Below are 12731 nucleotides of genomic sequence, written 5' to 3'. Positions count from 1 at the left end.
GCAACCCATGGTTGAGCAGGAATTTGTCAAAACATCGAATGGCCATGCATTGTTCGTACGCGATTGGGGTTCCGGGCCACCCATTGTGTTGCTGGCCGGTTGGGCCATGCCCTCGGATCTTTGGGGACCGGTGATGGTCATGCTGGGCGATCAGGGTTTCAGAACCATCGCTTATGACCGACGTGGTCATGGGCGATCAAGCGACCCTGGCGTGGTGAACTACGATTGTCTCGCGGACGATCTCGCAGCCGTTCTGGAGGCACGCGATCTCCGGGATTGCATGGTCGTGGCGCATTCGGGTGCAGCTGGCGAGGTAATCCGCTATGTCACAAGGCACGGGTCGGCCAGGCTTGATCGCATCGTACTTGTGGGAGCGCAGGGACCATGCCTACTGCAAAGCGTCGACAATCCGGATGGCATCCCGCGAGAGGGTTTTGAAGCGCTGTTGCAGCAGCTGAAGGAAGACTTGCCGGGCTGGATCGAGAACAACATCGGGGCTTTCGTACCTGGAGCTTCTGAAGGTACTCGCACCTGGGTAAGCGAGATGATCCTTGGCTGCTCTCGACGAATCGCGATTGATCTACAACGCACGATCGCCGAGGCCGATCTGCGTCTGGAAACGCAGGGGCTGGACCTTCCAGTCACCATTATCCATGGCGATCTTGATGCATCGTGCCCCATCGACATGACAGGGCGGCGCTACGCAAAGCTCATCACGGGGGCACATTACATCGAGTACGAGGGGGCCGCGCACGGTCTTATGCTGACGCATGCGAAGCGCCTCGCCGACGACATCGCCAGGCAATTTACGCAAGCGTAGAGAGTTTGAGCGGTCGACAAGCGGGATGCTCTATCGGAGTCACCGATCGAGACCCCTTGCTTCGACCTGTCGTCGTTTTCCACATGAATGCGCAGCGCATCACCAGGTCCTAGATGAAGAAAGTACTGATTTCCGGAGCCGGCGTCGCTGGCTCCTCGCTAGCGTATTGGCTGCATTACCACGGCTTTGCAACGACCGTGGTCGAGCAATCACCGAGCCGCCGACTCGGGGGGCAAGCCGTCGATATTCGCGGTGTCGCGCTTGAAGTCGTGAAACGCATGGGCCTCGGTGAAGAGATCAAGCAGGTGCGCACACGGATGCGCGGCATGACCGTACTTGATCGCGATGGCAACGAGGTCGGCCGTTCGACCGAAGCTACCTTCAGTAGCGGTCGCCTGGACAGCGGCGATGTGGAGCTGCTACGCGAAGACCTTACACAACTGCTCCATGAACGTACCAGTGGCGACGTTCGATATCTGTTCGGCGACTCCATTACCGCCATCGACGAAGAGGCCGGCGGCATCTGCGTCACTTTTGAGCATGCGTCGCCGTGCATGTTCGATCTGGTGATCGGCGCCGACGGCCTGCACTCCCAAGTGCGGGCACTCACTTTTGGAAGCGAAAAGCAATTTCTGACTCCGCTCGGCATGCAAATAGCCATCTTCGGTACCGACAACTTCCTGGCACTCGACAATTGGCAGATCTGGTTGCAGGGCGGTGATGCCGGCTATGGCATCTATCCCGTACGGGACAATCGTGAATTGAGAATCACGCTGGGCTTCGCCGCTGCTGATGGGGACGTTGACTATCGCAATATTGACCAGCAAAAGCTTCGCGCCTCCGAGCGGCTTGCACATCTACGGTGGAAGACGCCGACACTCCTCGAGGCGATGTGGGAGGCCAAAGATTTCTATACGGATGCAATGGCACAAATTCACATGCCGTGTTGGTCAAAAGGCCGGGTCGCATTGTTGGGCGATGCGGCCTGTTGCGCCTCGCCGTTGTCGGGGCAAGGCACCAGCCTGGCATTAGTGGCCGCGTATGTCATGGCGAACGAACTTGCCAGGACGCGGGACGACCACCATGCGGCGTTCGTTCGCTACGAGGAACGCGTGCGTCCTTTTGCACTAAGCAATCAGGCACTCGTCACCGAGCATCCCGGCCAACCTGCGTCGGCGGAGGCGATTGATGCAGCAAAGAACGCGATATCAATCGATGACCAGGTCCGGATGATTTCTCGGAACAGGAATATCGGCGCTCACAATCATGAGACCTTGAAACGCTGAACAAGCCGATCATCCCGGAGTTCCATTGAAGCTATTTGATTGCAAGCAGCAACTTCGGCTCGATTCGACATCATTACCCCCACGAGATGGTTATGCGCTTCAAACACCTGCATTTCGCTATTGCTCCCATCCTTGGACTGGCCGTGCTCGCAAATTCTTCAGCGGCGTCACTAGTCAAGGATCCTCAGGCCATCTTTGACGCCATGAAAGAGGCTAGTGGGGGTTCACGATGGGACGCCATCGGCGAGCTCGACTTCACGGCTGACATCAGCGAGGGAGGCTTGATGGGGCATCGTTCTTTCAGTGAGGACCTGCATACCGGCCGCAACAGGGAGCTTTATGACCTCGGCGGAACATCGGGAGGTGATGGCTATGATGGTCATGACAGTTGGTTCATGGATGAAAAGGGTATCGTTTCTGTTCGCGAATCGGTACAAGCCAGGCGCGAAACTGCAACGGATTCCTATATCGCTCGCAATGGTTGGTTTAGGCCATCGACGGCAGATCCGGCGATCAAGCGCTATCTTGGCGAGCAACACGAAGCCGGACACACCTATGCGGTGATGCGTGTGACTCCACGTGGGGGCAATGCATTCGATGCTTGGATCGACGTCGATAGTCATCTGCTGAATCGTGTCATGGAGCAGACCGATACCGGCCAGACAGAGACGACCTGGTATCTGAACTACAAGCCACTCGCGGGTCTGCTTCTGCCATTTACACAACGAACAAGCGATGGCAACAATCAGTACGACACCTCGGCATGCTTCACGAAAATCGTGACCCTGGCGAAAGTTGACGATAAGCACTTCGATATGCCGGCTTCCTCCGTGCACGACGCGCACATCGACGGTGATGCCACGGCTGCCAAAGTTCCGTTCGAATCCTACGGCGGCGAGATATTGGTCGACGTATCAATCAACGGCGCGAAGCCGATGCCGTTCCTCCTGGACAGCGGTGGGCTGAACCTTCTCACGCCAGATGCTGCACAAAAACTGGGAGTCCTCGGCGAAGGAAGACAGGCGGTACAAGGGGTCGGCGACACGGAGCAATCGATGAAGAGCGCCCGGGTAAAGAGTTATCGCCTGGGAGCTGTGGTTCTCGAAGATCAACGCTTTTTGATTCTTGACCTCCCCAAGATTTTGACCGATCGCGGCGAACGCACGCCGATCGCCGGCATCATCGGCTACGAGTTACTGCGTCGTTTCGTTACGCGCATCGACTACGACGAGAAAGAGTTGACCTTCGTGTCGAATGAAGCGTTCCAGTACACCGGTAACGGAGTCCGACTGCCTCTTCAATTTGATGACCGTACTCCGCTGGTTGTAGCAAGTGTCGATAAAGTGCCCGGAACCTTTGCGCTCGATACCGGTGACATGGGTGACCTGACCGTCTTCAAGCCTTTTGCGAAAACGCATGACATTTCACTGCGAGGAACCATCTTCAACGGCCGCGCCAAAGGAGTTGCAGGCGAAGCAGCGTTGACGGTTGGTCAGCTGGGCAGCTTGTCCCTTGGTCCCTACACCCTAAACAGTCCAGGGGCTTCATTGGGCGCATCAAAGATCGGCGAATTTGCCTCGAAGGTGCTCGCGGGCAATATCGGTCACGGAGTGCTGTCGAAATTTGTACTTACCTTTGACTATGCGCATAGGCAGATATACGTCGAGAAGAGCAAGACCTTCAACGCCATCGAACGACACGGTCATTCGGGCATCAACTTCGATCGTCAACGCCATGATCGGTTGATCGTCACTCGGGTCGAACCCAAGTCGCCTGCGGCAGCTTCAGGATTGCACGTGGGAGATCAGATCACGGCCATCAATGGCATTCCCATTAGTCATATGGGCCTGGATGATATTAAAGAAGTTACGACGCAACCCGCTGGGGCGCATGTTCAACTCAGCGCGCTACGAGGGAAAAGCGCCCGTCAAGCGACGCTAATTTTGATCGACTAGTAGAGAGAGCACCCCTAAGGACTGGTTCGTCTGAAAGTCCCCATGGGTGGTTTGACGTGACTTCTTGGAAGTATCCGCGTTAACGGGGTAGAACCCCTGGGAGATGTGTCTTGAACCAGAAGCTCTGGGAAAAGTCTCGTATAGCTGTGCTGACCCTATTCGTTGGCATTTCGCCCCTCGCTGGTGCAGCCGGCGTCATCGTTCCCCAACGTATCCCGGATACCTATGCAAAGGCGGCAACGCTGGTATCCGTAGCGCACGGGCGTCAGCTCAATCTACGTTGCACAGGAAGCGGCCTGCAGACAGTGATGCTGGAAGCAGGCTCACACGCCGATTCGATGACCTGGTTCAAATTGCAGCCGCTACTGTCATCGGTTACCAGAGTGTGCGCGTACGACCGCGCCGGCTATGGGTTCAGCAGCGGGGGGCCGCAGCCTCGAAACCTCGACGCAGATGTTTCAGACCTGCATGATTTGATTCGTGCTGCGGGGATCAAGACGCCAGTTGTCCTGGTGGGCCATTCACTAGGCAGCAATATCGTGCGCCGTTATGCGGAACGCTATGCCGCAGAGGTGGCCGGCATGGTGCTGATCGATCCACCGGAACAAGATGTGGCTGCGTTTGCACCGGAATGGGCGAAGAGTGACGAAGAGTTGAATGCCCAGCGATTTGCCTTGATCAGGCAATGCGAGGCAAGCGCCGAGAAGGATGCGCTGGTGTCGCTGCCGGCACTTAAGGCTTGCGGGGTGGGTTCCAATCCATTGGCCAGCGCAAAGCTAAATGCCGTGATACTTGCCGAAAAATCGAGGCCTGCCTTCTGGCGTACGCTGCTATCCGAGTTGCAGGACAATGCTGTCGTGTTCAGCAAGCCGGTGCCGCTGAAGGAAACACATGGTTCCGTGCCGCTGGTCGTGTTGACTGCCGCCAATACTTACGCTGGAGCCCCTCCCAGTGTTCGCAAAGCTCTCGAAAGTGCCAGAGAGAAGACTCAGGCGCAGATAGTCGCCACTTCAACGCACGGGGAACGTTGGTTTGTGGACAACACATCTCACGATATCCAGCTGGATCAGCCCGAAGTCGTTGCGAAAGCCGTGGCAAAGGTTCTGCAACAGACTGTAGCGCCCGACAAGTAGTCGTTGATCTTTGCGGCACACTCTCGGCGAGATTAGTGGACGTCCGCTTCTGGCCGGTTGCGGCCGCTGGATTCGAAGCTGCTCAGTGTGCCGGCGCCCCGGTCACAGACGGTTGGTTCGGGTGATCAGGTTCCGCGGTGCCCGCAGTCAGCCGAAGAAGCATCGACGCTGAGTCCGGCATTGCGCGACGAGCATCACGCTCCCGAAATAATCAACGGATGACAACGCAATAATCATTTGAAAATCAAAATTTCCGACTCCTACGCTGCTCGCGTCATGGGACTGCCATGACATGACCGAAGGAGATCGAGATGAACACGAACGAGAATATCCGCACCAATACGCAGGACGATGTCATCGAGCTCGGTGTCGCGAGCATCGAAACCAAAGGGAACGGTGGATTCATCGAGGCCCTCGGCGACGATCCGCTCGCCGGCATTTCCGATGCATGACCAACGAGGCGCGCCGAAAGGCGCGCCTTTTTTTGGAGTGATGCAAATGGCGCAACTCAGACTGCATCGTGACTTGTCCTACTGCAGGGTCGATGACTACCTTGTCTTCCTCGACATCCAGAACGACCGCTACTTTCGTCTCACTGGATGTTTGGCATCTGCGTTGGTCGCTTACCTGGATGATGGCGATGCTCCAAGTAGCAGCGTTCGCAAATTGATCGAACGAAAGATATTGGTGCGCGGGCCAGTCGACTCCGATTGCGCATCACTCCCCCTCACTAAAACTCCCACGCATAGCGCGATGGAGGAGTCAGTTCGCACCAGGCGCGCAACTTTAAGCGAGCTGCTGGACACCTTGGTCATCGTATGTTCCACACACCGGCAACTCAAAACCCGTAGTTTGAAACAGACCCTCGGGAATCTTTCATCGCTTCGAGAAAAACGGACATCTCAAACCTCAATGTCCCGCCCAAGCGAAGTCCGTGCCTTGGAGGTAGCCGCTGCTTTCCGCAGCGCGCGTTTGTACGTTCCGATAGACATGTGCTGTCTTCTTGATTCCATCGCGATGATCAAGTTCCTGGCCAAGCGTGCAGTGCACGCCGATCTCGTGTTCGGCGTGACGGGAGACCCCTTCTCCGCGCACTGCTGGGCGCAATACGGCACTGCGGTTCTGAATGATGCCCTGGGACATGCGTTAGCTCTCACACCCATAAAGGTGATCTGATGGACAACGATTACATCGCCATCCTGTTGCCGACCGAGGAGAGTATCCACGCTAAGTTTCCCAACCTGGCTGACACACTCCATGTGATGGGTATGCGCGTCCGCTATGCGTCGGGCACCCTGACACTGTTCGGCACGGAGGACATGTCGACGTTGCCGCTGCCAGGCGACGGGATACTCATCGGCCGCCTGTTTACGCAGGATGGAGTCGCTGTCAATGACAGTGCAAGATTCCAAGGGCTTACAGATCCAACGCAGATCCAAAAGCACATACTGGAAACCTGCTGGGGTTCATACCTCATTATCCAACCCGATGCACAAGACCCGAGCGCGTTCACGATGACGCGCGCCCCATCCGCGGCCGGCAACCTTCCATGCGTCTGGTCGATAAGGGAAGGAGCTGGCTTCCTTACGTCAGACGTTTCCTTGGCGAATCGGACTGGTCTCTACCGAAAGCGGATCAACTGGGACTTCATTGCCCATCGCCTGAGGTATCCCGGCTTAAAGACGCAGCGCACGGGACTCGCCGAGCTCGCCGAGTTGCTGCCTGGGTGTGCGTTGCGCACAAGTGGCTCCAAGGTCTCGGTCCGGCAAACGTGGTCACCTTGGGATTTTGTCGTCCAAGAACGCCGTTATAGGGACTTGAGCGATGCCGCAGACCAGATCCGTCACGCCGTCCAGAGCGCCGTCCGTGCGTGGGCGGCCATCGACCAGTCCATATTGCTGGAACTATCCGGCGGACTCGACTCTTCCATCGTCGCGGCGTGCCTACAGAACCGCCCTGCGCGCGTCGTCTGCTGCAATCTGGTTACCCCGGTTCCCGGGGTGGACGAGCGACAGTACGCTCGCCAGATGGCCGTGCAACTCGGCGTCGAACTCCACACCGAACACCTTGGCTTTGACAAGGCATGTTTCGACTTCGCACCACCTCCCGACTCCGTTGCTCCCACGATGGGACCATTGCAATACGTTGTGGACGAGGCCATGGAGGCCGCCGCCGAATACCACGGCACCACCGCTTACTACTCGGGAGGAGGAGGCGATTCGGTGTTCTGCTATCTGCGGACCGCAGCCCCCAGCACCGATGCGTGGAGAGCCCATCGTTTCGGCACCGCCATCACCGCCGTGAGGGATCTGGCCAACCTGCATCAATGCACATTCTGGAAGGCAGGCCGCCTTACCCTCTCCAAGTTGAGGCGGCCGCCTCAATCTCTCTTCCATCCAGATCCCACATTCTTAGCGCCGGGATCGGCATGCGTGGAACCGGAAACACATCCGTGGTTTGAGGCTCCCACTAATGCTTTACCTGGGGATAGGGAGCGAATATTCGATCTGGCTGCGAATCAGCTCTTCGAGGGTCAGGTAGCACGTAGGTACAGACGGCCGCTGCGGTTCCCACTGTTGTCACAACCCGTCATGGAGGCCTGCCTCCGCGCACCGAGCTGGATGTGGATTGCAGGGGGCAAGAATCGCGCGGTCGCACGAACAGCGTTTGCAGGCCTCTTGCCACCCGGCGTATTGAACCGCCAAAGCAAGGCGACCTACATGAGCTACCTGGTCGCCGTGTACGAACGAAACAAGCATCAGATCGAAGAGTCCCTGCTGTCAGGCCGCCTCGGGTCACAAGGCCTTCTGGATACACCCGCCCTCAGTACGTTCTTTTCAAAGCCGTTGCTACCACACGATAGAACCTTCCTCAGAATGTTCGACCTGTGCATGGTCGAGAACTGGGTGCGCCATCAGCCCTAGGGCGCGCCTCGTTGCACCATGTGTTCGTGACGCATACTCGACTGCATGGAGCGCCAGTGGGCGTATTGCGATGCCTTGGACGGGTCCGGATCTTCGTACCCCTGCAGCCAAAATCGAAACCAGTCCAGATTGCGTGTGTACACGGCGAGCTTGTGCCGAGGCTGGAATTTGTTATGCGGCTCGTTGGGGAAAACATAGACGTCCGCGCGATTGCTCAGCATCAACGGAACGGCGTATCCGAGTGCGAACAGGTATTCCTGCTCCGGAAACTGCAACAGTATCGGGGCATGGATCTTCCCCAGGTTCAGGGTCGGCGAAATCTTTTGCCAGTGCGCCTTCGTTTCATCCGGGGCGCCCAGTTGCCAGTTCTTGCGCAGCAGCGACAAGAATGGCTCGCCAATATTGCTGCCCAGCAGGTAGTACATTGACGAAATGGTTGGCGAGGACACCGATGCTGCCGTAACCACATGGGAATGGATGAGTGTCCACATCGTCACTTCGCTTCCGAAGCTGAGCCCACCCATTCCGACCCTCGTCCTGTCGATCATGCCTTCCGAGGCGAGTCGCTCGACGGCACCCTCGACCGCCAACTGCCCCATGCCGTAACGCTCATCCGCGCTGGGTGAGACTGAAGGCTGGTTGATGCAGAGTGTGGAAATGCCCTGCTCTGCCATCGTGGCTAGTGGCCACTCGTCGCCCGTTCCGCCACGCACAAATCCGGCGCACAGGTAATAGGTCACGAACAGCGGTGGTGGTGTGCTTCCCGTTCGGCGTGCCGAGTAGAGTTGGCCGGTGAACGTCCGTCCTTTTGCATCCTTCCAGCGCAGCAGTTGCGTCGGAATCCTGGCAAGGTCTTGCGCCAGATCCCTGTTGGGATCGAACAGGACCTTCCGTGCCCCCGTCTGCAGATCGACTCGCTCCAACCGCGGCGGTCGATTGGCATTGGCCGTCACGCACGCCAGCGCCACGGGTGATACGCCACAGGTACCGGGTCCCCAACGATCTTCCCCGCCGAACATGCCGCTGGATGTGGCTACCGGATATACCTCGCCAGTGGCCACGTTCCAGCAATAGATGGACTGAGCGAATCCCTGGTCGTAGGGCGTCACGGTGAAGATCACTTCGTCAGTGCCGGGGCGCCACTGCACGCCACTGATCCTTTTGCCGGTGCACGCCTCCGCCACGCATTTCACCAGCGTGCGTGCGTCCCGGCCAGGCAGCATGGCCAGTTCGATCCGTGGCCGATCCGTCCGCGCTCCCGTACGCGTGAGCAGAACAATGCGCCCACTATTGCGATCGCGTGCCATTTTCCAGACGTGAGGCACTTGCTTGTCGAGATCGGACGCCGCGAGAGGCGCAGGTGGTTTTTCGGATGGCGAGATATCCCGCACCTCACCACGCGCCAGATCGATCGCCTTCCATCGATCCGGCACATCGGTAGTCAGGTCGACACGATTGAACATGAGGCCAAGACGCTGGGTGGCAAGTCGCCCACCGGTATAGCCGGATCGAAACAGGGGTTGCCCGAGAGGCGTGGATCGGTCGACACGAATGCCGCGGTCGTACTCAGCCTGTTCCGCCGCAACCACCTCCTCGCGGGTTGGTCCGATGCTGTACTTCAGCGTCTTGCCGTCATCGCTCAACGCAAAGTCCCGCACATCGGCGTCGCCACCGGTCACGCGTTCGGCGGCACCAACGACCGAAGCGCGCCAAACGTCGATGCGGCCATCCATACGGGCGCGGTAATAGATCGCGTGCCCGTCCGGCGACCAGATTGCCGTAGCCGGCAATGCGACACCGGCCGAATCGCGCAGGGGAACACCACCGTCGCTCACGCGCTGCGGTGGCAACGATCCATCCATCAGCTGGATGTACCACGTGCTGTCGTACGTGTTGCGGTCGATCGATGCCCGAGACACCCGAAACGCCACATGCGTGCCGTCGGGCGACACCAAAGGACTGCTGAAATCCGCAACCTCCACCAGCTGCCGTGGTGACGTCGCAAACACTTGATGGACAACAGCAAGCCCGCTCAGCAACATCCCGACGCTCAAGATGCGCCTGACGGCGGCGTAGAAAGGAAAAGACATCATGACCTCACTCCCGTATCGGTATGGCAGTGCACGGCTTTGCTCACCGCGCGGCATCACCAGTGCTTGGATACGGAAAGGCTCAGGAAGCGACCGACCGCTGAATAATTGGTCGAGTCATAAGGGGCATTGGTCAACGAGGTGACCACATACAACGGCGGCGCACGGTTGAGCAGGTTCTGCGCCGACAACTCCAACGCCACGTTCGACCAGGCGTCATCGCGTGCGCCGGTGTCGTAGCGCAGCGCAGCGTCGAAGGTGGTGAACGAGGCACCCTTCCTGCCATCGGCCGTGTCGGTCACTCCGCTCTTGTAATTCCCGAACAGCGAAGCGCTGAACCCGCCCTGCTGCCAGACCGCCCCTATTCGGCTGTTGATCCTGGCTGGGTAGAACAACGTACCGGCCAGGTTGTAAGGGCTCTGCGCCACCGTCAGGGATTGTGCGCTGTTCAACCAACTGACCGAGCCACGGACCGTCAACCCTCCTACCCCCAAGTCGACGTGGTACGACCCCGACAGATCGACCCCATTGATCCGCTGCCGAGCCGCATTGACATACCGGCCATCGACGATCGCCACGACCTTGCTGGCGTCGTAAGGCGTGCCCACGTAGTTGTAGAAGTTGCTGGCGTTTGCAAGCGCCGCCGCCTGCGCGGCCCCGGTGGGATCGTAATCGACGAACTCCGCATAGATCGGATTGCCGAGGACAGCGCTCCCGGTGATGGGTTGCAGGACCCGCTGGGTGTAGTCGATATCGAACCAGGTCAGCTCCGTCTCGAGTCCGGTCAGGCTCTCCGGATGGAATGCCAGCGAGGCACTCCATGTCCGGGCCCGTTCCGGACGCAGGTCTGGCCTACCTCCCGACAGAAACAACGCCGTAGCATCCGTCGGATAACCAGCACCAAAGTGCCCCGCGGGGTAATAGAGAGCGTTCTGGGCTAAATAGCGTTGCAGGAGTGTGGGTGCCTTGAACGACTTGCCCCATGAAGCCTTCAACGAGAAATCGGTACTGGGCGAATAGATCACCCCCAGCTTGGGCGTGGTCACCCTCCCATAATCCCCATCCTCGGTGCGGGCGGCGCCTGTCAGCGCAAGTCGCTCAATCCCGCCAATGCCCTGCTCTGGCCCGACCAACGGCAGGCTCAACTCGGCATAGGCAAAGCGGCCGCTCTGGCCATCATCGGCGTAGGTTGTGTTACCGCTCTTGTACAGAAAATCGTTGTATCGATAGCCTGCGCCGGTAGCCAGCCTTGCTTCACCGCCAGGCAGTGTGAACAACGGCCCTTCTGCACCGATCTCGTAAGTCAGGCTCTTATTGCGGTACTCGCCGAGGCCGCTGGCGGTGACCGCCCCGCTTGCACTGCTCACCGTCGGCTGAGCATAAGACGTATGGTCTTTTCCGACCGCCCCGCCAAGCGTGAGCGTCCAATCTCCCGGCAGCCATACTTCGATACTGGGCGCCGCCAAGGTGGTATTGGTCTCCGCCTTGCGGAGATAGTAGACGCTGCCGTAGCCCGTCGCTGTATCCATATCCCGCTCGCTACTGAGCGCATCCAGATGCAGTTCAACGGCATCGCCCAACGACTGATGCAGGCTGAACAAACCGCTGCGAAGATCGTTGCCCTGCCACAGCGTGGAAGGCCGATACATCGACTGGGTGTAGTCGCGCTGGTCCGAGTAGATCGGATCGTTGGAGGTTTTCTCTCCCGTCACAATCAAGCCACCCGTGGTCCAGGTGGTGCCGGCGGTAGCGTTGTACTCGCGTGTGGTCAGTCCACCACCAGTGGCACCGCCATAGCGCGTGCCCACGGTCACACCATCGAAGTCGCGCCTGAGGATCACATTGGCTACGCCCCCCACCGCATCGGAGCCATAGATGGCCGAAGCACCATCCGGGACGATCTCAAGGCGTTCTATCGCATCAACAGGAATGGCACTGATATCGACCGCCTGCACAGCCCCGCCATAGGACATGCGACGACCATCGAGCAGGGTCAAAGTGGCATCCGGCCCCAGACCGCGCAGATTGAGGCCCGAGCCACCCGTCAGGTTTTGATTGCTTTGCCCACCTTGCCCTGCGCCTGCCGCAACACCCGGGTTCTGCCCACCCGAGAAGTTCTGCGGCACGCTCCGGATCACGTCCCCGAGATCCGCGAAACCTTCCTGCTGGATCTGCTCGCTATTGATCGTGATGACCGGCGATGGCGTGGTGCCACCGCGGATGCGTGTGCCGGTGACGGTCACGGTCTGCAGATTGGTTGCCGTCGGCGCTGCGGACGTGTCGGTCGGCTTTTTCGGCTGCGCCTTGGCCGGCGCCTTGGTCATCGGCGCCCTACTCTGCGTGGCCGTGTCTGTCGTGGCGTCCTGGGCCATGGCCCACTCGCCCGTGCCGGGGCCGGCGATGAGCAAGGCGATGGAAATGGCGTTGCGTAGCGTGCTTGTCTTCATGCTGCGTCCTTTGCTTTCCCCTGGGTTGGCCCTCTTCGCGTGTCTTCCGGTCCTGTTCCGGCGTTGGCACGGTCGT

9 protein-coding genes are annotated in these 12731 nt (G+C 58.9%); 7 read left to right on the top strand and 2 right to left on the bottom strand.

Annotation, left to right across the window (positions count from 1 at the left end):
• Positions 1–7: 7 nt before the first annotated feature.
• The 7 genes from B0E50_RS01670 to B0E50_RS01645 all read left to right on the top strand — a co-directional run bounded on the left by B0E50_RS01670 (position 8) and on the right by B0E50_RS01645 (position 8118).
• Positions 8–820 (top strand): alpha/beta hydrolase, encoded by an 813-nt coding sequence (locus B0E50_RS01670; protein WP_077439353.1) that lies wholly within the window; start codon positions 8–10, stop codon positions 818–820.
• 113 nt (positions 821–933) lie between these two features.
• Positions 934–2106 (top strand): FAD-dependent monooxygenase, encoded by a 1173-nt coding sequence (locus B0E50_RS01665; RefSeq protein ID WP_077439352.1) that lies wholly within the window; start codon positions 934–936, stop codon positions 2104–2106.
• Positions 2107–2198: 92 nt separating this feature from the next.
• Positions 2199–4061 carry an aspartyl protease family protein gene (locus B0E50_RS01660; protein ID WP_168170774.1) on the top strand — a complete coding sequence of 621 codons (1863 nt, stop codon included), beginning with the start codon at positions 2199–2201 and terminating at the stop codon, positions 4059–4061.
• A gap of 110 nt (positions 4062–4171) precedes the next feature.
• Positions 4172–5194 (top strand): alpha/beta hydrolase, encoded by a 1023-nt coding sequence (locus B0E50_RS01655; RefSeq protein ID WP_254427139.1) that lies wholly within the window; start codon positions 4172–4174, stop codon positions 5192–5194.
• Between the two features lie 311 nt (positions 5195–5505).
• A complete protein-coding gene (locus tag B0E50_RS17805; RefSeq protein ID WP_139350713.1) occupies positions 5506–5646 on the top strand; it encodes a benenodin family lasso peptide in 141 nt (46 codons plus the stop codon).
• Positions 5639–6370: a lasso peptide biosynthesis B2 protein gene (locus B0E50_RS01650; RefSeq protein WP_217343177.1), complete on the top strand. Its 732-nt coding sequence runs from the start codon at positions 5639–5641 to the stop codon at positions 6368–6370. The genes B0E50_RS17805 and B0E50_RS01650 overlap by 8 nt, the downstream gene beginning before the upstream one ends.
• On the top strand, positions 6370–8118 hold the full coding sequence (locus tag B0E50_RS01645; protein WP_077439349.1) for an asparagine synthase C-terminal domain-containing protein: 1749 nt from the start codon (positions 6370–6372) through the stop codon (positions 8116–8118). Before B0E50_RS01650 ends, B0E50_RS01645 begins: the two co-directional genes overlap by 1 nt.
• On the opposite strand, the gene B0E50_RS01640 is transcribed toward B0E50_RS01645, so the two are convergent.
• A complete protein-coding gene (locus B0E50_RS01640; protein WP_139350712.1) occupies positions 8115–10265 on the bottom strand; it encodes an Atxe2 family lasso peptide isopeptidase in 2151 nt (716 codons plus the stop codon). The two genes, B0E50_RS01645 and B0E50_RS01640, sit on opposite strands and share 4 nt — an antisense overlap.
• A complete protein-coding gene (locus B0E50_RS01635; RefSeq protein WP_077439348.1) occupies positions 10265–12655 on the bottom strand; it encodes a TonB-dependent receptor in 2391 nt (796 codons plus the stop codon). Before B0E50_RS01635 ends, B0E50_RS01640 begins: the two co-directional genes overlap by 1 nt.
• Positions 12656–12731 lie beyond the last annotated feature (76 nt).

It is taken from the genome of Rhodanobacter sp. C01 (assembly GCF_002001045.1).
In the GTDB taxonomy this organism is placed as follows: Bacteria; Pseudomonadota; Gammaproteobacteria; order Xanthomonadales; family Rhodanobacteraceae; genus Rhodanobacter.
Note: the sequence above shows the minus strand (reverse complement) of the source record. Positions and strands in the feature narration are given on the sequence as shown.

What these genes read in the sequence shown, in the direction of transcription:
- B0E50_RS01635 (WP_077439348.1), bottom strand. Translation starts at nt 12,655, where the DNA reads ATGAAGACAAGCACGCTACGCAACGCCATTTCCATCGCCTTGCTCATC.
- B0E50_RS01650 (WP_217343177.1), top strand. Translation starts at nt 5,639, where the DNA reads ATGCATGACCAACGAGGCGCGCCGAAAGGCGCGCCTTTTTTTGGAGTG.
- B0E50_RS01660 (WP_168170774.1), top strand. Translation starts at nt 2,199, where the DNA reads ATGCGCTTCAAACACCTGCATTTCGCTATTGCTCCCATCCTTGGACTG.
- B0E50_RS01665 (WP_077439352.1), top strand. Translation starts at nt 934, where the DNA reads ATGAAGAAAGTACTGATTTCCGGAGCCGGCGTCGCTGGCTCCTCGCTA.
- B0E50_RS17805 (WP_139350713.1), top strand. Translation starts at nt 5,506, where the DNA reads ATGAACACGAACGAGAATATCCGCACCAATACGCAGGACGATGTCATC.
- B0E50_RS01640 (WP_139350712.1), bottom strand. Translation starts at nt 10,265, where the DNA reads ATGCCGCGCGGTGAGCAAAGCCGTGCACTGCCATACCGATACGGGAGT.
- B0E50_RS01645 (WP_077439349.1), top strand. Translation starts at nt 6,370, where the DNA reads ATGGACAACGATTACATCGCCATCCTGTTGCCGACCGAGGAGAGTATC.
- B0E50_RS01670 (WP_077439353.1), top strand. Translation starts at nt 8, where the DNA reads ATGGTTGAGCAGGAATTTGTCAAAACATCGAATGGCCATGCATTGTTC.